Genomic DNA, 17,701 nt, shown 5'->3' with positions numbered 1-17,701 from the left:
CCACGGCTCCTGTCTCGGGTCGACGCGCTCCCGTCGATGTTCGCAGGCGTCGTGCTCGTCGTCGTGCTCACTTCCCGGCCTCCCTGACGCGCAACCCCTTGTCCTTGAACGTCCGAACGACTTCTGCCTGCGTCTGCGCGACCGAGTCGACGATCGACTGCCCGCTGGTCTGCTTCTTCCGGAAACCGTTGGCCAACGCGTCGTTGGTGAGTTTGGTCAGGGGTGACCATGTCCAGTCCGGGTTGGTCTGCGCGACCGCGGGTGCGAAGACCTCCTGGTTGTAGTTCTGCCCGCTGAACCACTCGCTGGGCTTCTGGCGCTGTTCACCGATGTAGTGGCGCGACGGCGACCACCCGATTCCCAGGTGCTCGATCTCCGCGTCGATGCCCTCGGGGGCGCTGGTCAGCCATTGGATGAAGGTCAGCGCCTCGGCCGGGTGCGCGCAGTGGGCGAGCACTGCGGCGGTGGACCCGCCGTGGTGGGTGGAGCCGAAACCCGTGCCGTTCCAGGTCGGCATCGGGGCTACGCGCCACTTCCCGGCTCCGTCGGAGACCTCCTGCACCATCGCATCACCCCAGGAGCCGCTCGTGACACCCGCGATCTGCCCTTGGGCGGCGGCCGCGTACCAAGCTGGGGAGAACGCCTCGCTGGCAACGTTGACGATGTCGTCGTCGATGGCCTTGTCGAAGAAGCGGGCGACCAGCAGGGTCCTGTCGTCGGTCAGGTCGACGACCCACTCGTCTCCTGCGGTCCTGAACCACACGGCTCCCGCCTGCGCGGCGTAGCTGGCGAAGAACGACCCGTCGCTGATCGGGAACGTGTCGAGGTAGTGCTGCGGGCCGAGCCTGCGAACCTCAGCGGCAAGAGCAGCCCATTCGTCCCACGTTCTCGGTGGAAGTCCGCCGACTCGATCGAGAACAGCTGGCTGGTAGAAGAAGCCCATGGGGCCCGAGTCCTGGGGAATGCCGTAGACACCACCGTTGAAGGAGACCTGCTTCCACAACGCCTCGTCGTAGTGGTGCGCGATGCTGTCGGCGCCGTACCTGGAGAGGTCGACGAGTCCGTTCTGCAGCAGGAACTCCGGTACCGACTGCATTTCGACCTGCGCGATGTCGGGCCCGCCGCCGGCCGCGAGCGCGGAGTGGAGCTTCTGGTAGCCGCCTTCCTTCCCGCTGGGGATCCAGGTGGCGTTCACCTGGATGTGCGGGTTTTTGGCGTTCCAGATGTCGAGGACCTTTTGCAGGTCTTTGACCCACGACCAGTAGGTCAGTGTGACCGTTTCGCCCGGTGCGGCAGCGGCAATGACCGGCGCTCTGTTCACCGGGACGCCCCCAGGACTCGCGCACCCGGCCACAGCGGCGGAGAGCGCGCCCGCTCCCAGCATCAGAAGCCGTCTTCTCGTGAGTGATTGCATCCAGCTGTTCCCATCAACGTTGATGTGGTGTGCGGTGTTCGGTGTTCGAAAAGGAGCGGGCGCCGCTCCGGCCCGCACCGGCGTCGCGCTGTTCAGGTGACGATGGGCCGGACGGGAGTGGTGGGTATGGGTGGTTTCGGTCGGGATGAACACCCGGTCGGACTTGCCGGCCCTCGACCGGCTCTCCTCGCGGATCGACGCGGGCTCCTCGACCGTTCTGCCCGCCGGTCCGGGCATGACCGCGCGGGGTCGCGCAGCAGGGGGAGTCCACGCCCAGCTCGTCGAACCGTGCGACTGCGAGGTGGGATGCGGTTTCAGCTGAGTCGGCGAGATGTCCTACGACAACTGGAACTTCGCCGCGCACTCCGTTCAGCGCCTCACCGCAATCCGGGTGGCGGAGATCGCATGCCGCTGTTCACCGCGGGGCGCCTGAGTGCTCACGTTGGCCTCCCAAACCAATCAAAACCAAACACGTTCAGACCTAAACGCCAATGTGAACTGGCCGTTGATGAGTGTCAAGAGCCTCAAATGGAGGGCGTCTCTACCATGTTTCCTCTACCGGGCCCGGTGCTTTCGGTGTGTTTGTGCAGCCTGATATAGGGCTGTTTGACGGTTTTTTGCGAGGTGGAGTCATGTCTCGCGGCCTGCGTGAAGTGGCATGAGTCACATGGATGGCCTTTGGTTTTTGCTGACGGGATGTCAAAATGCTTCAACATGAGCCAACAGAAACAACCAAAAGGGAACGCTTCTCCTTCGGTTCACGAAGGGCAAGGTGCCCTGGTCACAGATCCGCCCGGGTTGAACCGGCGGCCACGCCCGCGATAGCCGAACGCCGCTCGGGCGGGTCGAGGGCGCGGCTGTGGGGGTACGGTTCTCGCGTCGCTCAGGCAGGAGAGGCCCACGTGCTCCTTCGGGGCGAATGTGGAGCGGGCAGCTCCGACTTGGTGTCCTGCGGAGCGAAGCGAGGGCTGCCGCGGCCGCGCGGACCGGCGTGGGTGTGCGGGGCCGGGTGAAGATCGGCGCCAGCGGGAAGGTGGCGACCGGTGCCGACATCGTCAAGCGCCTGATCCAGGGCGCCGACTGCACCAACTCGGCACGCGCGATGATGTTCGCCGTGGGCTGCATTCAAGCCCAGGCATGTCACACCAACGCGTGTCCCGTGGGTGTCGCCACCCAGGATCCGGGTCAGGCGAGAGCCATCGACGTCGCGGACAAGACCGCACGGGTCTACCGGTTCCACAAAGTCCACGGTCACCTCGGCGCTCGAGCTGGTGGCGTCCATGGGCGCGCGGGGCCCGGCGGACCTGCGCACCGACATGCTGCGTCGCCGGGTGGACGACAACACCGCGCGCCCCGACTCGGAGCTCTACGAGTGGCTGGCTCCGGGTGAACTGCTCGAACACGCGCCGCCGAGCTGGCAGGAGGATTGGGCCAAGGCCGACGCGGATTCGTTCACCGGCTGACCGCTCCGGTGATCGGCTGAGGAGCCGAAACGTAATCGGCGGCAGGAGAACTTCGTCGTCGAGAAGGAGCTCGTCCTCCTGCTCCGGTCAGGAAGTCGTCCAGGCATCCCGTGCCCACCCGCCTGCCCGAGGGCAGCGAGGCGTCGGGGGTCAGGCGCCACCCGGTTCCATCGAGGTGCAGGTAGGAGTGGGCGGGACGCGCACCGGGGTAGGGATCGGCGGGGAATTCCTCGTCGCGGAAGGTCGCGGCGCCCAGGGTGTTGAGCACGGTCATCGCTCCAACATGCCCACCGCGGACGGGTCCGGGCAACCTGATCGGGCGTCTAGGGTGCCGGGCACGCCGCCGTTCGTCGAGGAGGACGAAGATGGTCGAGACAGTGCGCGGACAGGTTCCGGTCGATCAGCTGGGCACGGTGCTCATGCACGAGCACGTCTTCGTGCTCAACGAGGAGATCCGCCGCAACTACCCCGAGTTCTGGGACGAGGAGGCGCGGGTCGCCGACGCGATCGAGCGCCTGCGCGAGCTGGCCTCGCGCGGTGTCGACACCATCGTCGACCCGACGGTGATCGGGCTCGGGCGCGACGTCGAGCGCGTCGCGCGCATCAACGCCGAGGTCGACCTCAACATCATCACCGCCACCGGCCTCTACACCTACGACTCGGTGCCGTTCTTCTTCCGCCTGCACGGGCCCGGAACCCCGCTCGGCGGCGACGAGATGATGGTGCGGATGTTCGTCAAGGACATCACCGAGGGGATCGCGGGCACCGGTATCAAGGCCGCGTTCCTCAAGTGCGCCATCGAGGTGGAGCTCACCCCGGGCGTGGAGCGCGTGCTCCACGCCGTCGCCGAGGCGCACCTGCAGACCGGTGTCCCGATCACCGTGCACACCAGCCCGGGCCACCGCACCGGTCTCGTCGCCCAGGAGGTGTTGCGGCGCAGCGGAGTCGACCTCGGCCGGGTCGTGATCGGGCACAGCGGCGACACCACCGACACCGACTACCTGCGGGAGCTCATCGACAACGGTTCCTACATCGGCATGGACCGCTTCGGGATGGACGTCCTGCTGCCCACCGACGAGCGGGTGGCCACCATCGCCGCGCTCGCGGGCGGCGGACTGGCGGACCGGATGGTGCTGGCCCACGACGCGTCCTGCCACATCGACTGGTTCCCGTCGGGGGTGGCCGAGCAGGCCATGCCGAACTGGAACTACACGCACATCCACGACGTGGTGCTCCCGGCGCTGCGCGAAGCGGGCGTCACCGAGGAGCAGCTGACGACGATGCTGGTGGACAACCCGCGCCGCTACTTCAGCTGAGCCCGCAGGCGTTTACAAAACTGCATGCCCTGACTTAGTTTCGGATCGAACTAGTTCCGCAAGGGGGGCAGATGAGCAGTCGCAGTGACCTGCCTGCGCAGCGGAGGGCCGCGATCGCCGGTCTCGGCATGACCGAGATGGGCAAGGTCTACGGCCGCACCGCGCAGCAGTTCGCCGCCGAGGCGGTTCGCCGGGCCGTGGCCGATGCGGGGCTGCGGCTCGGCGACGTCGACGGCCTGCTGGTCTCGGCGGGTCTGGCGGGCGGTGTCGACCTGAGCCTGCAGGGCGACCTGGGGCTGGAGGGCCTGCGGCTGCTCAGCCAGATGCAGTCGTTCGGCTCCACCGCCGGAGCGATGGTCCAGCACGCGGCGATGGCCGTCGAGGCGGGCATGGCCGACGCCGTGGTCTGCGTGTTCGCCGACGCCCCGCTGCGCGAGGGGACCTCGACCGGCGCGGCGTACGCGGCCGACCGGTACTCGCCGAAGGGCTGGGGCGGGATGGTCGCCAGCAGCGGCTTCACCGGCCCCAACTCGTTCTACGCGCTGGCCGCTCGACGGCACATGCAGGCCTACGGCACCACCAGCAAGCAGCTCGGCGAGATCGCCGTGGCGCAGCGAAAGTGGGCGGCGATGAACCCGCTGGCCCGGTTCCGCGATCCGATGGACATCGCCGACCACCAGGAGTCCCGGATGGTCGCCGAGCCGTTCCACCTGCTGGACTGCTGCCTGGTGTCCAACGGCGGCATCGCCGTCGTCGTCACCCGCGGCGACCGCGCCGCCTCGCTGGCCCAGCCGCCGGTGTCGGTGCTGGGCTGGGCCCAGGCCCACCCCGGCGGCTCGCTGCGCCGCGACGACGACCTGGGGCTGGTCAGCGGGGCGGCCCAAGCCGGTCCGCAGGCGCTGCAGATGGCCGGGGTGTCGCTGGCCGACATCGACATCGCCCAGCTCTACGACTGCTACACCTTCACGGTGCTGCTGACCCTGGAGGACTACGGATTCTGCGCCAAGGGCGAGGGCGGCGAGTTCGTCTCCACCCCCGGCGTGCTCGGTCCCGGCGGGTCGCTGCCGGTCAACACCGGCGGCGGGCAGCTGTCCTCCTACTACATGTGGGGCATGACGCCGCTGTCGGAGGCGATCATCCAGGCCCGCGGTCAGGCGGGCACCCGCCAGGTCCCCGATCACGAGCTGGTGCTGGTGTCGGGCAACGGCGGCATCTTCTCCCACCACAGCACCCTGGTGCTGTCCGCCTGAAAGAGGTTCCATGGCCCTCATCCCGGTCGCCCGAGACCACGCCAGCGCGGAGTTCTTCGACGGCACCCGCCTCGGCGAACTCCGCCTTCCCCGCCGCCGCGACACCGGCGAGTACCTGAGCCCGCACACCCCGATCGCTCCGGACGACGACGTCGAGCAGGTCGCCGCGAGCGGAACCGGCCGGGTGGTGTCCTGGAGCGCGGTGCACCACAAGCTTCCCGACGGCGGCGCGTTCCGGCTCGTCGTCGGCATCGTCGAACTCGACGAAGGGCCCTGGTGGTGGACCCGGCTGGCCGAGGTCGACCCCGACGCCGACCTCAGCGACCTGCGGGTCCGGGTCGCCTTCGAGCCCTCGGGCCCGGAACCGGACCACGAGGTCATCCCGTACTTCCGCCCGGCGTGAGATCGCGGTCGCAGGTGAACGCACGACGGCGAGTCCGCCGCGACGCACCGACGTCCACAATGGATGCTCCCGGCCCGATCTCGGGTCGTCGCGCGCGGGCGACTACCGTGCGGAGGTAGGAGTGCTGGGGAGGCGCGTTGTGATCGGGATCGAGGACGTCGAAGCCGCTGCGAAGGCCATCGAAGGGCACGTGGTGCGCACGCCGACGGTGACCAGTCCGGGGCTGTCCGAGCTGCTCGGCGCACCGGTGACGGTGAAGCTGGAGCTGTTGCAGCGCACCGGGTCGTTCAAGGCTCGCGGCGCGGTGGCCAAGCTGCTGTCGTTGACCGAGGCCGAGCGCGCGGCCGGTGTGGTCGCGGTCAGCGGCGGCAACCACGGCATCGGCCTGGCGGTGATGGCCGGTGCCCTGCACGTCAAGGCGACCGTCGTGATGCCGCGCTCCGCGCCGGAGCGGGCCGTGGAGGTGGCCGAGTCCGCCGGGGCGACCGTCCGCCTGGCCGACGACATGGCCGGGGCGTTCGCGCTCACCGACCGGCTCCGGGCCGAGGGCAGCACCCTGGTGCACCCCTTCGACGACCCCGCGGTGATCGCCGCGCAGGGCACGGTCGGCCTCGAATTCGCCGAGGACGCGGGCGAACTCACCGACGTGCTGGTCAGCATCGGCGGCGGCGGTCTCATCTCGGGCGTGGCCACCGCGCTGCGCGCGAAGCGCCCCGGCGTGCGGATCTGGGGCGTGGAAACCGAAGGCGCCGAGGCGATGTCAGCGGCGCTGGCGGCGGGCGGCCCGGTGGCCGTCGAGCTGTCCTCGATCGTGTCGACCCTCAGCGCCCCGGCCGTCTCCGAACTGACCTACCGGCACGTGCGCGAGAGGGTCGAAGACGTGCTGGTGGTGCCCGATTCCGAAGCGGTGCAGGGCGTTCTGGACCTCGCCGGGCACGCGAAGCTGTGGGCCGAACCGGCCGCCGGCTGCCTGCTCCCGGCCGCCCGCCGGATCATCGCCGAGCGCGAGGACGTCAAGCTCGGACTCGTCGTCTGCGGCGGCAACGCCACCCCGGCCGACGTCATGGCCTGGGCCGACCGCTTCCGGGGCTGAACGCGCGGCGCCCAGCCCCGGCGCCGGTCACTCCGAGCGGTGGATCACGCGCGCCGAGGTCTGGTCGCGTGCCAGCAGCAGGATCTGGTCGACGTTGACGTGCGGGGGACGGGTCGCCACCCAGGAGACGGTCTCGGCGACGTCCTCCGCGGTGAGCGGGTTGGTGTCCTGGTAGACGGCGTCGGCCTTCTCCTGGTCGCCGCGGAAGCGGACCAGGCTGAACTCCGTCTGGACCAGGCCGGGGTCGATCTCGCACACCCGGATCGGCTGGCCGAACATCTCCAGCCGCAGCACGCGCGTCAGCGCCGCGACCGCGTGCTTGGCCGCGTTGTAGCCGCCGCCGGTGGCGTAGGGCTCGCGGCCCGCGACCGAACCGATGTTGATGACCTGCCCGTCACCGGACTCCAGCAGCTTGGGCAGCAGCGCGCGGGTCACCCGCAGGGTGCCCATCACGTTGGTCTCGTACATCCACTGCCAGTCCTCGTCCTTGGCGTCCAGGATGGTCTCGGAGCCGACCGCGCCGCCCGCGTTGTTCACCAGCAGGTCGCAGCGCTCGACGGCGTCGGTGAACGCGTCGACCGAGGACTGGTCGGTGACGTCGAGCTCCAGCGCCCGGCCCCCGATGGGGTCGGCGATCTCCTGCAACCGGTCCAGCCGGCGCGCACCGAGCACCACCTCGAAGCCCGCCTCGGCCAGGGCCTTGGCGCTGGCGGCGCCGATCCCGCTGCTGGCCCCGGTGACCACCGCCACCGGCGTTGGCTTGCCCATCGATACTCCTCCTCGAACCTCAGCCGTCGGCGCTCAACCTAACTCGCCGAGGAAGATCGGGTGAGGGCGCAGGTGGGGAGATCACGACCCCTGGCCGTCGGGAGCCTGCTTCGGGCGGGCGCGGAGGTGGGCTCGTTCGCCCTGCTTGCCGAACAGGCTCAGGAACTCCACGGCCTCGTCGTCGGCGGCGCCGAACCAGTGCGGGACCCGGGTGTCGAACTCGGCGGCCTCGCCGGGGGAGAGCACCACGTCGTGCTCGCCGAGCACCATGCGCAGCCGGCCGTTGAGGACGTAGAGCCACTCGTATCCCTCGTGGGTCTGCGGATCGGGCTCGTTGCGGCGGCTCCCCGCCGGGAGGATCAGCTTGTACGCCTGGATGCCACCCGCGCGCCGGGTCAGCGGCAGCATCGTCAGGCCGCCCCGCTTGACCGGCCGCAGGTGCACCCGCGGGTCGCCGGTGGGCGGGGCGTCGACGAGCTCGTCGAGCGTGACCCCGTGCGCCTTGGCCAGCGGCAGCAGCAGTTCGAGGGTCGGTTTGCGCGAGCCGGACTCCAACCTCGACAGGGTGCTCACCGAGATCCCGGTGGCCTTCGAGAGGTCCGCGAGGGTCGTTTCCCGCTGCCGTCTCAGCGCCCGCAACCTTGGCCCGACGGCGTCCAGTGCTTGCCCGAATTCCGCGTCCACCCACCCACCTTGCCACCGTGGCAACCGGGATTGCCACCGGGCTCACCTGGGCGCACGAGCGCTCAGCCGTTGTTGCGGTAGATCTCGTCGTAGCGGGAGGCGCGCTTGGCACGAGCCTCGGTGTGGGCGGCTTCGCGCGTGGACCGGCCGGTGCCGATGGGGAAGCCGTGCTTGTGCAGCCGGTACTCGCAGGTGTGCTCCATGTAGGACAGCGAGTACCACAGCGCGAGGATGACACCGCCGAGCACCGACATCACTCGGATCCACAGCGGGCCCGGGAGCAGCAGGAACAGCAGCCCGGGTGAGATCTGGACGAGGCTGCGCGCGGTGTGCCGCAGCACCCAGGTCCGGCAGGTGACGTCGTGGAGCACCCACTCGCGGTGCCGTGCGGGCAGGCGGCCGCCGAAGGCGTACCAGATCCACAGCAGCGGATTCGGTCGCACGAGGCGGGCGTCGGGGTGTTGGCTCACACCCCGATATTTAGCACACTAACTATTAGCGCGTAGTGGAAGGTGAGTAAGCTGACCCCGTGCAGACTCCCGACCTGGGCGAGGACCCGCTCGCCCTCGACCGCCAGGTGTGCTTCGCGCTGTCGGTCGCCTCCCGCAACGTCATCTCGCTGTACCGGCCGCTGCTGGCGCCGATGAACCTCACGCACCCGCAGTACCTGGTGATGCTCGCGCTCTGGGAACGCTCGCCGCGCTCGGTCACCGACCTCTGCGACGTGCTGCACGCCGACGCGGCCACGCTGTCGCCGCTGCTCAAGCGCCTGGAATCGGTGGGCTACGTGCTGCGCACCCGCAGCCGCAGCGACGAGCGCAGGCTGGAGGTTGCGCTGACCGAGGAGGGCGCGCGGCTGCGCGCCGAAGCCGAGAAGATCCCTTACCAGATCGTCGAGACCCTGGGCGTGGAGCTCTCCGAGCTCGAAGAGCTCCACGGGGCCCTGACCAAGGTCATCTCGGCCAGCCGCCGCGCCCTGGACGCCAGGTGACGATCACTTCCGGAACGGGCCGGTGATCTCGTAGGTGTAACCGTCGGAGCTGCTGCCGGCCGGTCCGCGCTGCGAGGAGAAGTACAGCCGGTCGCCCGCCGGGTTGAACGCCACGCCGCACAGCTCGGACTCGTCCTGGCCGACCACCCGCAGGAACGGCGCCACCACGTCGTCGGGCGTGATGATGCAGATCTCCATGTTGCCGCCGTCCTCGGCGACGTAGAGGTCTCCGGTCGCGGTGCCGGTGATGTTGTCGACGCCGCTCAGCGGACCGTCCTGGGTGAGGTCGTCGTCGTAGGCGACGTGGAGCGCGTTGGCCACCGCGTCGTAGGCCCAGACGCGGTTGTCGCCCTTGGTGGTGAAGAAGCAGGTGCCGTTGCGGTAGTAGGCGCCCTCGCCGCCGTCGAAGACGCGCGCGGTGTCGACCTGGTGGCGGGTGCGGATCGTGGCGCCCGTCGGGTCCGGAACGTCGACCCAGGTCAGCGCGTCATCGGCCCCGGCGAGGACCTGCAGCGTGCCGGCCGACATGTCGCCCCAGGTGGTCGGCACGAAGCGGTAGAAGTTGCCGTCGGACTCGTCCTCGGTCAGGTAGACGACCTTGCGGTCCGGGTCGGCGGCAGCGGCCTCGTGCTTGAACCGGCCCATCGCGTCGCGGCGGACCGCCTCACCGCCCCACGGGTCGGTCTCGAAGACGTAGCCGCGGTCGGTCTCCTCGCAGGACAGCCAGGTGTTCCACGGAGTCGCGCCGCCCGAGCAGTTCTGCGTGGTGCCGGTCAGGATCGGGTAGGCGCCGGTGATGGTGGCCGTGGCGTCGAAGCGCAGCGCGCTGACGCCGCCGGTGCCCAGCGGGAGCTCGGAGTTGGACACGTAGATCCAGCCGTCGCCGTCGGCGAAGCAAGCACCGCCGTCCGGCGCACCGTGCCAGGTGTGGCCGGTCCCGGCGACGGTCTCGCCGGTGTGGGCGAGCACCCGGCTGGTGAAGTTCGCGGGCAGTTCGAGGCCGTTGGCGTCGGCGGCCTGCAGCGGGCCGTACGGGCTGGGCCCGGTCTGCGCCGGGTAGGCGATGGCCTCGCGGGTCACGCTGAAGCCGAACGCGACAGCGGCACCGCCGGTGACGGCGGCGCGCAGGAAGGTGCGACGTTCCACGGTTTTCCTCCGGTGCGCGGTGGGAGTTCATGTGCTCGGGTACCGCGACGGTAGATCGGCGCGCGTGGACTGATCATCGCGAAAAGGATGAACAGTGCGTGTAGCGCGCGGTAACGGCGGTTCCGCTTCACCGTCCACAGAGGAGTGAACTGCGGGATGACGTGCTCGGACGCGAAGTGCCGCTAGGCGAACGGGAAAACCGGCAAACGGCGTTCGAGGAACGCGCCGACGCCCTCGGCGGTCTCGCCCGTCTTGACCGCGACGTCGTGCCAGTGCTCGGCCCGCTCGGCCAGCGGCTCGCTGCGCCCGGCCAGGTCCACCAGCTCCTTGGCCGCGCGCACGCTCAGCTGGGACCGTCCCGCGATGGTCCCGGCCAGCTCGGCCACCCGCTCCGCCGGGTCGGCCACGACCTCGTCGACCAGTCGCATGGCCAGGGCGCGCGGCGCGTTGAAGAAGTCCGCGGAGAACAGCAGCAACTTCGCCGCCGACGGTCCGACCAGCTCGGTCAGCCGCGCGATGCTCGAAGGCGGGTACACCACGCCGAGCTTGGCCGGGGTGATGCCGAAGACGGCGGACTCGGCGGCGATGCGCAGATCGCAGGCCGCCGCCAGCTGGCAGCCACCGCCGATGCACAGGCCGTTGATCAGCGCGATCGTCGGCAGCGGGCACTCCAGCAGCGCCCGCTCCGCCGGTTCGGTGGCGCTGCCCTCGGGGCTCTCGATCTCGTGCAGCTCGGAGATGTCGGCGCCGGCGCAGAACGCGTCACCGGCACCGGTGAGCACCACGACCCGGATCTCGGGGTCGGCGGTGGCCTCGGCGAGCAGTTCGGGCAGCCGTCGCCACATGGCGGCGTTCATCGCGTTGCGCTTGCCGGCGTTGTCGATCGTGATCCGGGCCACGTTCTGATCGACTTCCAGTCGCAGTTCCCCGCTGCTCATGCCACCTCCGCGCCGTTGCCTCCCGCTGCCCGGCGGATCGTATCCGCTGATCGTCACCGGTGACCCCGGGTCGTGGCGGGGCTAACGGCGGGGCGGTCTTCACCTGATCGGGATCGGTCGGGGTTCGCGACTAGCCTGTCCGTCGGCCGTGCGAAGAACGTGAAAACCAGTGAGGATCTCCGGAGATGTTCACGCGGAAGGATGGCGCACACATGGATGAGGAGACCCGCAGTCGCTTGGCGGAGATGCGCTCGCTGGCTGAGGAGCTGCACCCGGAGACGATCGAGGCCGAGATCGGCCGTGCCCGGGTGGAGGCCTACCAGGCCGGGATCAAGTTCGCCGCGGATTTCATCGAGCACGGACCCAAGGAGCGCAGCCGCCCCGACACCGACATCCCGATGCCGCGCCGGTAGTCCGCGGACCGCACCGGCACTGGGTTCGCCCCGCCGATGTGACCGCAGGTAGAGTGCCTGACCTGCGGTGCGGGTACGGGGTGAAGGTGGGGTGCCGAAGATGGTCACGGGCAAGGTCGTCCGGTTCGACGAGGTGCGCGGGTACGGGTTCGTGGCGCCCGACGGGGGTGGCGAGGACGTCTTCATCCACGTCAACGACCTGACCTTCGACAAGCGGCTGGTCGCCCCCGGTGTGGTCGTCGAGTTCGACCCCGAGGACAGCGACCGCGGCCCCAAGGCCTCCAACGTCCAGATCCTGCGCCAGTCCGCCGCGCCCGGCGAGCAGCCGCCGGAGGAGGAGCTCTTCGACGTGCTCTCGGCGAAGGAGTTCCACGAGACCGTCACCGAAGCGCTGCTGACCTCCGCGCCGACGATGACCGCCGAGCAGATCCTGCAGGTTCGCCAGAAGCTCACCCAGATCGCTGTCCGCCACGGCTGGGTCGACGCCTGAACCGCTCTGCGCGGCAAGCGCATCCGCCCGGGCGGCATCGCTGATCGCCCGACTTGACCGAGTCAGACGGCCCGGCCCGACGGGCGGTCATGGCCGCTTCGGCGCAACCTGGGACGGACCCGTCCTGGTCGAGCCGGAGGTGGTCGGCGGTGCGAGCGGTACGCGTGCACGAGTACGAGCAGAAGCCTGTCGTCGAATCGGTCCCGGATCCCGAGGTCACCGGCCCCTGGGACGTGCTGGTGGAGATCAACGCCGCCGGTGTCTGCCGGACCGACCTGCACATCATCGAAGGCCAGTGGAAGGACAAGAGCGGCGTCGCGCTGCCCTACGTCATCGGCCACGAGAACGCCGGAACGGTCCGCGAGGTCGGCTCGGCGGTCAGCAACACCGCTCCCGGTGACCGCGTCATCCTGCACCCGCTGGTGACCTGCGGGCTCTGCCGGGCCTGCCGCTCCGGCGACGACGTGCACTGCGAGAACTCCCGCTTCCCCGGCATCAACGCCGACGGCGGCATGGCCGAGCTGATGCTGACCAACGCCCGCTCGGTGGTCCGCCTCGACGACGGTCTGGAACCCGCCGACGTCGCCGCCCTGGCCGATGCGGGGCTCACGGCCTACCACGCGGTGCGCAAGGCCGTGCCGCTGCTGCACGCGGGCACCCACGTGATCGTCATCGGCGCGGGCGGGCTCGGCCACATCGGTCTGCAGTCGTTGCTGGCCATGACGCCCGCCGAGATCACCGTCATCGACCGATCGCAGGAGGCGCTGGACCTCGCGACGCAGCTCGGGGCCCACCACGCCGTGCTCGCCGACGGCTCGCAGGTCGACACCGCGCTGGAGATCACCGCAGGTCAGGGCGCCCACGTGGTGCTCGACTTCGTCGGGGAGGGCGGTACCGAGGCCGAGGGCGTGGCGCTGACCAGGCAGGCGGGCTCGTACTTCGTCATCGGCTACGGCGGGAAGGTCGACATCCCGACCATCGACGTGATCTCCCGCGAGATCAACGTGATCGGCAACCTCGTCGGCTCCTACAACGACCTCGACGAGCTGATGGCGCTGACCGCGCGGGGCCAGGTCTCGCTGCGCACGCGCAAGTACGGGCTGGACGAGGCGCTGGACGCGCTCGCCGATCTCGACGCCGGCCGCATTCCCGGCGGTCGAGCAATTCTGGTGCCATAGGAAGGACGCGGACATGTACGTCAAGGGCGACGAGCAGTACTTCATCGTGGACGGGCACATCCACTTCTGGGATGGCACGCCCGCCAACCAGGCCAACCGCTACGGCACCGGGTTCCTCAACTGCTTCTACGACTACCACTCCAACCTCAGCCCGGAGGAGCACAAGTGGTCGCTGGAGCACTTCCAGCTGCAGAGCGAGCAAGACGTGCTGCACGACCTGTTCGAGGTCGGCTACGTCGACAAGGCCATCTTCCAGCCGACCTACCTCACCGACTTCTTCGTCAACGGCTTCAACACCACCGAGCGGGACGGGACGCTCGCCGAGAAGTACCCGGAGCGCTTCATCGTCAACGGCAGCTGGGACCCGCGTGACGAGGACGAGGGGCTGACCGCGCTGGAGCGGCAGGCGGAGCGCTGGAACCTGCGTGGCGTGAAGCTCTACACCGCCGAGTGGAAGGGCGCCTCCAAGGGCTGGAAGCTCTCCGACCCGTGGTCCTACCGGTACCTGGACAAGTGCCAGGAGCTGGGAATCCGCAACATCCACGTGCACAAGGGGCCGACGATCTACCCGCTCAACCGGGACGCCTTCGACGTCGCCGACGTCGACGACGCGGCCACCGAGTTCCCGGAGCTGAACTTCATCGTCGAGCACTGCGGCCTGCCGCGGCTGGAGGACTTCTGCTGGATCGCCACGCAGGAGCCCAACGTCTACGGCGGTCTGGCGGTGGCGATGCCCTTCATCCACTCCCGGCCGCGCTACTTCGCCCAGATCATCGGTGAGCTGCTGTACTGGCTGGATGAGAACCGGCTGACCTTCGCCAGCGACTACGCGATCTGGACGCCGAAGTGGCTGATCGAGAAGTTCGTGGACTTCCAGATCCCGGAGGACATGCAGTCCGAGTACGGCGTGCTCACCCCGGACATCAAGCGCAAGGTCCTGGGCCTGAACATGGCCAAGCTCTACGACATCGAGGTGCCGGTGCAGATCCCGTCCGCGCGGGAGGCGGTGGCCCGATGACCGCGATATCTACTGTGGACACCGAGGTCGTGGTGCGCGCCCTGGGCTCGGTGGTCGATCCGGAGCTGGACCGGCCGATCACCGAGCTCGGGTTCGTCGCCCGGTGCGAGGTGGTCGGCGACGGGGTGGAGGTCGACCTGCGGCTGCCGACCTACTTCTGCGCGCCGAACTTCGCCTACCTGATGGTCGCCGACGCCCACGGCGCGCTGAGCTCGTTGCCGGGGGTCGGCCGTGTGACGGTCCGCCTGCTCGACCACTTCGCGGCCGAGGAGATCAACGCCGGCGTCGCGGCGGGGGAGGGCTTCGACTCGGCGTTCCCCGGCCTCGCCGCCGGTGAGCTCGACGAGCTCCGCGCGGTGTTCCTGCGCAAGGCCCACGCCGCCGAGCAGGAGCGCCTCGCCGGAATCCTGCTCAAATCCGGTCGCACCCACGAAGACCTGACCGATCTCATCCTCGCCGACCTCCCGGACACCACGGCGCTCCGCCGCCTCCGGCGACGTCTCGGCCTCCGCGACGACGACCGGGCGCCGCTGCTCACCGACGACACCGGCACCCCGCTCACCCAGGCCGACCTCCCGCTCCACCTGAGGATCGCCCGCACCACCCGCATCAGCATCGAAGCCAACAGGACCTGGTGCCAAGGCCTGCTCCACACCCGCTACCCCCACTGACCACATTTCAGTGGAACTCCGGCCTGGGAACTCAGTGGGCACCTGGGTCCGGACTTCCATGGAATTCCGGACCCCGATTTCAGTGGAACTTCGGACCCCGATTTCAGTGGAAATCCGGCCAGCGAAGTTGAGTCGGTAGTGACGATGGGTTCAGTGTTAACTGAATTCAATCGTTCAGGGCGAGGGCGAGGGGGTCGGGATGTTGGGCGGGAATTGGGTCCGGGGTTGGAGTTGGGGGTGGGAGTTAGATCGGGGGGAGGGGTTGGGGGTGGTTGAGGAGGTCGGCGAAGGGGTCGCCGGTGGTGGTGACGCGGTCGAGGACCGTGCGGATGGTCCAGCGGTCCGGTGTGAGGTCGGGGTCGTCGAGCTCGTCCCATTCGAGGGGGACCGAGACCGGGGCGCCGGGCCGGGGGCGGGCGCTGTAGGGGGCGACCAGCGTCTTGTTGAGGACGTTCTGCGTGTAGTCCAGCCGCGCCAGGCCGTGCCGCTCGGTCTTCGTCCACGCCCAGCTGACGAGTTCCGGGACGGTGTTGCCGACCGCGCGCGACACCTTCTCCACCCACGCCCGGGTCTCGGCGTAGGTGTAGCGCGGCTCGATCGGGACCCAGATCTGGATGCCGCGCTGGCCGGTCACCTTCGGTTTCGCGACGACGCCCAGGTGATCCATCGCCGCCCGGTGCAGCCTCGCCAGCGTCAGCACCTCGTCGAAGCTCGTCCGCTCGCCGGGGTCGATGTCGAACAGCGCCCAGCTCGGGTGTTCCACGTCGCTGGTCGGCGAGGTCCACGGGTGCAGTTCGAGCGCGGCGTAGTTGGCCAGCCAGGCGAGCGCGGCGGGGCTGTCCGGGACGATGTAGCGCTGCACGTCGTCGGCATCGGCGCCCGGGTACTCCCAGGTCGACAGCCAGTCCGGGGCGTGGCTGGGCGCCTGCTTGTGCCAGAAGCCGGGGGAGTCCACGCCGTTGGGGAAGCGGTGGCTGTTGAGCGCCCGGCCCGCCAGGTACGGAAGCATCACCGGCGCGATCCGCGCGTGGTAGGCGACCAGCTCGCGCTTGGTGATCGGCTCCTCGCCGTCGCGGCCCGGGAAGAGGACCTTGTCGAGGTTGGTCAGGGAGATCCGATGGCCCTGCAGGTTCCAGGTCCCCTTGGACTTGAGCCCTTCCAGCTCGGCGAGCTCGGAATCGCTCGGGGGTTCCCAGCTCGGGCGCAGCCGGATCTCGGCCTGGTCGGCGGGCAGGTCCCCGCGCCACATGGCCTCCGGGTCGGCGGCGACCTCCTCGTTGGTGCGGCCGCTCTTGACCGACCTCGGGTGCTGCTCGGGATCCCAGCCGTCCTCGGCGTGCTCGTCGCGCTTGTGCAGCAGCAGCCACTGCTTCTCGCCGCGCCGGACCAGCACGAACCGCCCGCGCAGCTTCTCGCCGCGCAGCTCGAAGTGCAGGGTGCCGGCTTCGAGGGCGGCGGCCGTGTCGTCCTCGCCCGGCGTCCAGGTTCCGCGGTCCCAGACGATGACGTCGCCGCCGCCGTACTCACCCGCCGGGATGGTGCCTTCGAAGTCGGCGTACTCGAGCGGGTGGTCCTCGACCTGCACGGCCATCCGGCGCACCGCCGGGTCCAGCGTCGGCCCCTTGGGCACCGCCCAGCTCAGGAGCGCACCGTCGAACTCCAGGCGCAGGTCGTAGTGCCTGCGGCGGGCGCGGTGGCGCTGCACGACGAAGCGGTCGCCGGTCCCGGTGGTGCCGTCGCCGCGGGGCTCGGCGGTGCGCTCGAAATCGCGCATCCGCCGGTAGGTCGCCAGCCGGCCTTCGTTCACGGGTTCAGCCTGACACGGGCGAGCGCAGGTCAGCGCGTCGTGACGGGCGGCTCGCCGGAGTTCGGCTGATCGCGAGGTCGCCGGGTTGGCCTAAGATTGGTTGAAAGCGAAAGGAGTTTGACCATGCCGCAGCCGCAAGGGGCCGAGCTGGACGCCATCCGGGCCCGTCGCGACGAGCTCCGCGACCAGTACCTGATGCCGAGCGGGAAGCGCCCGGCGCCGACCGTCAAGGGCTTCCACCACGTCGCGCTGATCTGCAAGGACGTCGAGGAGACCATCCGCTTCTACCAGGAGCTGCTGGGCTTCCCGCTGGTCGAGCTGGTGGAGAACCGCGACTACGCCGGTTCCAGCCACTTCTTCTTCGACGTCGGCAACCGCAACCTGCTGGGGTTCTTCGACTTCCCCGGCCACGACCACCCGCCGTTCGAGGAGACGATCGGCGCGGTGCAGCACATCGCGCTGTCCACCGACGCCGAGAACTTCGCCGCCGCCCGCGAGCGGCTCGACGAGGCCGGCATCGGCTACGTCGGCCCGGACCGGGGCATCGACGACAGCCTCTACATCCGCGACCCCAACGGGATCGGCCTGGAGTTCTACCGCGAGGAGCTCGCGGTGTTCAACGGAACCCCGTTGCTGGACTGATGGTTGCGCCGCGTCG

21 protein-coding genes and 1 pseudogene are annotated in these 17,701 nt (G+C 69.6%); 14 read left to right on the top strand and 8 right to left on the bottom strand.

Translation table 11 applies throughout. The annotated features are described in order from the left end of the window. Positions 1–67 precede the first annotated feature (67 nt). The gene (locus tag KBO27_RS33565; protein WP_307870318.1) at positions 68–1,321 is read right to left on the bottom strand and encodes an ABC transporter substrate-binding protein; all 1,254 of its coding nucleotides are present in this window, start codon (positions 1,319–1,321) and stop codon (positions 68–70) included. 223 nt (positions 1,322–1,544) lie between these two features. Here KBO27_RS33565 and KBO27_RS09860 point away from each other — a divergent pair, with 223 nt between their 5' ends. From KBO27_RS09860 to KBO27_RS33555, 3 genes and pseudogenes are all read left to right on the top strand, one after another. Continuing rightward, entirely contained in the window at positions 1,545–1,736 is a 192-nt protein-coding gene (locus KBO27_RS09860) for a hypothetical protein (protein ID WP_210969643.1), read from the top strand. A 597-nt stretch (positions 1,737–2,333) separates the two neighbouring features. Next, a pseudogene (locus KBO27_RS33560) lies at positions 2,334–2,600 on the top strand (glutamate synthase-related protein); the annotation flags it as partial. 94 nt (positions 2,601–2,694) lie between these two features. Beyond that, entirely contained in the window at positions 2,695–2,877 is a 183-nt protein-coding gene (locus KBO27_RS33555; RefSeq protein ID WP_246536869.1) for a hypothetical protein, read from the top strand. Here KBO27_RS33555 and KBO27_RS09850 read toward each other — a convergent pair. Beyond that, positions 2,867–3,151, bottom strand: coding sequence for a hypothetical protein (locus KBO27_RS09850; RefSeq protein ID WP_210969642.1), 285 nt, complete (start codon positions 3,149–3,151; stop codon positions 2,867–2,869). The genes KBO27_RS33555 and KBO27_RS09850 overlap by 11 nt on opposite strands. 91 nt (positions 3,152–3,242) lie before the next feature. Between KBO27_RS09850 and KBO27_RS09845 the strand changes: the two genes are divergently transcribed. The 4 genes from KBO27_RS09845 to KBO27_RS09830 all read left to right on the top strand — a co-directional run bounded on the left by KBO27_RS09845 (position 3,243) and on the right by KBO27_RS09830 (position 6,939). Further along, a complete protein-coding gene (locus tag KBO27_RS09845; protein ID WP_210969641.1) occupies positions 3,243–4,193 on the top strand; it encodes a phosphotriesterase family protein in 951 nt (316 codons plus the stop codon). A 71-nt stretch (positions 4,194–4,264) separates the two neighbouring features. Continuing rightward, positions 4,265–5,443 (top strand): thiolase family protein, encoded by a 1,179-nt coding sequence (locus KBO27_RS09840; RefSeq protein ID WP_210969640.1) that lies wholly within the window; start codon positions 4,265–4,267, stop codon positions 5,441–5,443. Positions 5,444–5,453: 10 nt separating this feature from the next. Further along, entirely contained in the window at positions 5,454–5,846 is a 393-nt protein-coding gene (locus KBO27_RS09835) for a Zn-ribbon domain-containing OB-fold protein (RefSeq protein WP_210969639.1), read from the top strand. Between the two features lie 139 nt (positions 5,847–5,985). Then, entirely contained in the window at positions 5,986–6,939 is a 954-nt protein-coding gene (locus tag KBO27_RS09830; protein ID WP_210969638.1) for a pyridoxal-phosphate dependent enzyme, read from the top strand. 27 nt (positions 6,940–6,966) lie between these two features. On the opposite strand, the gene KBO27_RS09825 is transcribed toward KBO27_RS09830, so the two are convergent. The 3 genes from KBO27_RS09825 to KBO27_RS09815 all read right to left on the bottom strand — a co-directional run bounded on the left by KBO27_RS09825 (position 6,967) and on the right by KBO27_RS09815 (position 8,861). Continuing rightward, on the bottom strand, positions 6,967–7,707 hold the full coding sequence (locus KBO27_RS09825) for an SDR family NAD(P)-dependent oxidoreductase (RefSeq protein WP_210969637.1): 741 nt from the start codon (positions 7,705–7,707) through the stop codon (positions 6,967–6,969). 81 nt (positions 7,708–7,788) lie between these two features. Continuing rightward, complete coding sequence (locus KBO27_RS09820; RefSeq protein ID WP_210969636.1) at positions 7,789–8,391, bottom strand: helix-turn-helix domain-containing protein; 603 nt, start codon at positions 8,389–8,391, stop codon at positions 7,789–7,791. Positions 8,392–8,453: 62 nt separating this feature from the next. Beyond that, positions 8,454–8,861, bottom strand: a complete 408-nt coding sequence (locus KBO27_RS09815; RefSeq protein ID WP_307870317.1) for a DUF5313 family protein — start codon at positions 8,859–8,861, stop codon at positions 8,454–8,456. A 59-nt stretch (positions 8,862–8,920) separates the two neighbouring features. Between KBO27_RS09815 and KBO27_RS09810 the strand changes: the two genes are divergently transcribed. Next, a complete protein-coding gene (locus KBO27_RS09810; RefSeq protein ID WP_210969635.1) occupies positions 8,921–9,382 on the top strand; it encodes a MarR family winged helix-turn-helix transcriptional regulator in 462 nt (153 codons plus the stop codon). A 3-nt stretch (positions 9,383–9,385) separates the two neighbouring features. Here the strand turns inward: KBO27_RS09810 and KBO27_RS09805 are convergent, their stop codons facing one another. Together KBO27_RS09805 and KBO27_RS09800 are read right to left on the bottom strand one after the other, a co-directional pair. Further along, positions 9,386–10,528, bottom strand: coding sequence for an alkaline phosphatase PhoX (locus KBO27_RS09805; protein WP_210969634.1), 1,143 nt, complete (start codon positions 10,526–10,528; stop codon positions 9,386–9,388). Positions 10,529–10,710: 182 nt separating this feature from the next. Next, positions 10,711–11,466 (bottom strand): enoyl-CoA hydratase/isomerase family protein, encoded by a 756-nt coding sequence (locus tag KBO27_RS09800; RefSeq protein WP_210969633.1) that lies wholly within the window; start codon positions 11,464–11,466, stop codon positions 10,711–10,713. Positions 11,467–11,678: 212 nt separating this feature from the next. Between KBO27_RS09800 and KBO27_RS09795 the strand changes: the two genes are divergently transcribed. The 5 genes from KBO27_RS09795 (at position 11,679) to KBO27_RS09775 (ending at position 15,236) form a co-directional block, all read left to right on the top strand. Further along, the gene (locus KBO27_RS09795) at positions 11,679–11,879 is read left to right on the top strand and encodes a hypothetical protein (protein ID WP_132679479.1); all 201 of its coding nucleotides are present in this window, start codon (positions 11,679–11,681) and stop codon (positions 11,877–11,879) included. A gap of 100 nt (positions 11,880–11,979) precedes the next feature. Further along, entirely contained in the window at positions 11,980–12,369 is a 390-nt protein-coding gene (locus KBO27_RS09790; protein ID WP_210969825.1) for a cold-shock protein, read from the top strand. 149 nt (positions 12,370–12,518) lie between these two features. Further along, complete coding sequence (locus KBO27_RS09785) at positions 12,519–13,547, top strand: NAD(P)-dependent alcohol dehydrogenase (RefSeq protein ID WP_210969632.1); 1,029 nt, start codon at positions 12,519–12,521, stop codon at positions 13,545–13,547. A gap of 13 nt (positions 13,548–13,560) precedes the next feature. Beyond that, positions 13,561–14,565 (top strand): amidohydrolase family protein, encoded by a 1,005-nt coding sequence (locus tag KBO27_RS09780; RefSeq protein ID WP_132679482.1) that lies wholly within the window; start codon positions 13,561–13,563, stop codon positions 14,563–14,565. Further along, positions 14,562–15,236, top strand: a complete 675-nt coding sequence (locus tag KBO27_RS09775) for an iron-sulfur cluster assembly protein (RefSeq protein ID WP_210969631.1) — start codon at positions 14,562–14,564, stop codon at positions 15,234–15,236. Before KBO27_RS09780 ends, KBO27_RS09775 begins: the two co-directional genes overlap by 4 nt. 244 nt (positions 15,237–15,480) lie before the next feature. Here KBO27_RS09775 and ligD read toward each other — a convergent pair whose 3' ends face one another. Further along, positions 15,481–17,043 (bottom strand): non-homologous end-joining DNA ligase, encoded by a 1,563-nt coding sequence (ligD, locus tag KBO27_RS09770; RefSeq protein WP_210969630.1) that lies wholly within the window; start codon positions 17,041–17,043, stop codon positions 15,481–15,483. 123 nt (positions 17,044–17,166) lie between these two features. Between ligD and KBO27_RS09765 the strand changes: the two genes are divergently transcribed. Then, positions 17,167–17,685 carry a VOC family protein gene (locus KBO27_RS09765; RefSeq protein ID WP_210969629.1) on the top strand — a complete coding sequence of 173 codons (519 nt, stop codon included), beginning with the start codon at positions 17,167–17,169 and terminating at the stop codon, positions 17,683–17,685. Positions 17,686–17,701 lie beyond the last annotated feature (16 nt).

It is taken from the genome of Saccharopolyspora endophytica (assembly GCF_018070075.1).
In the GTDB taxonomy this organism is placed as follows: domain Bacteria; phylum Actinomycetota; class Actinomycetes; order Mycobacteriales; family Pseudonocardiaceae; genus Saccharopolyspora; species Saccharopolyspora endophytica.
The sequence above is the reverse complement of the archived record's forward strand: the minus strand, read 5'-3'. Positions and strand labels throughout refer to the sequence as shown.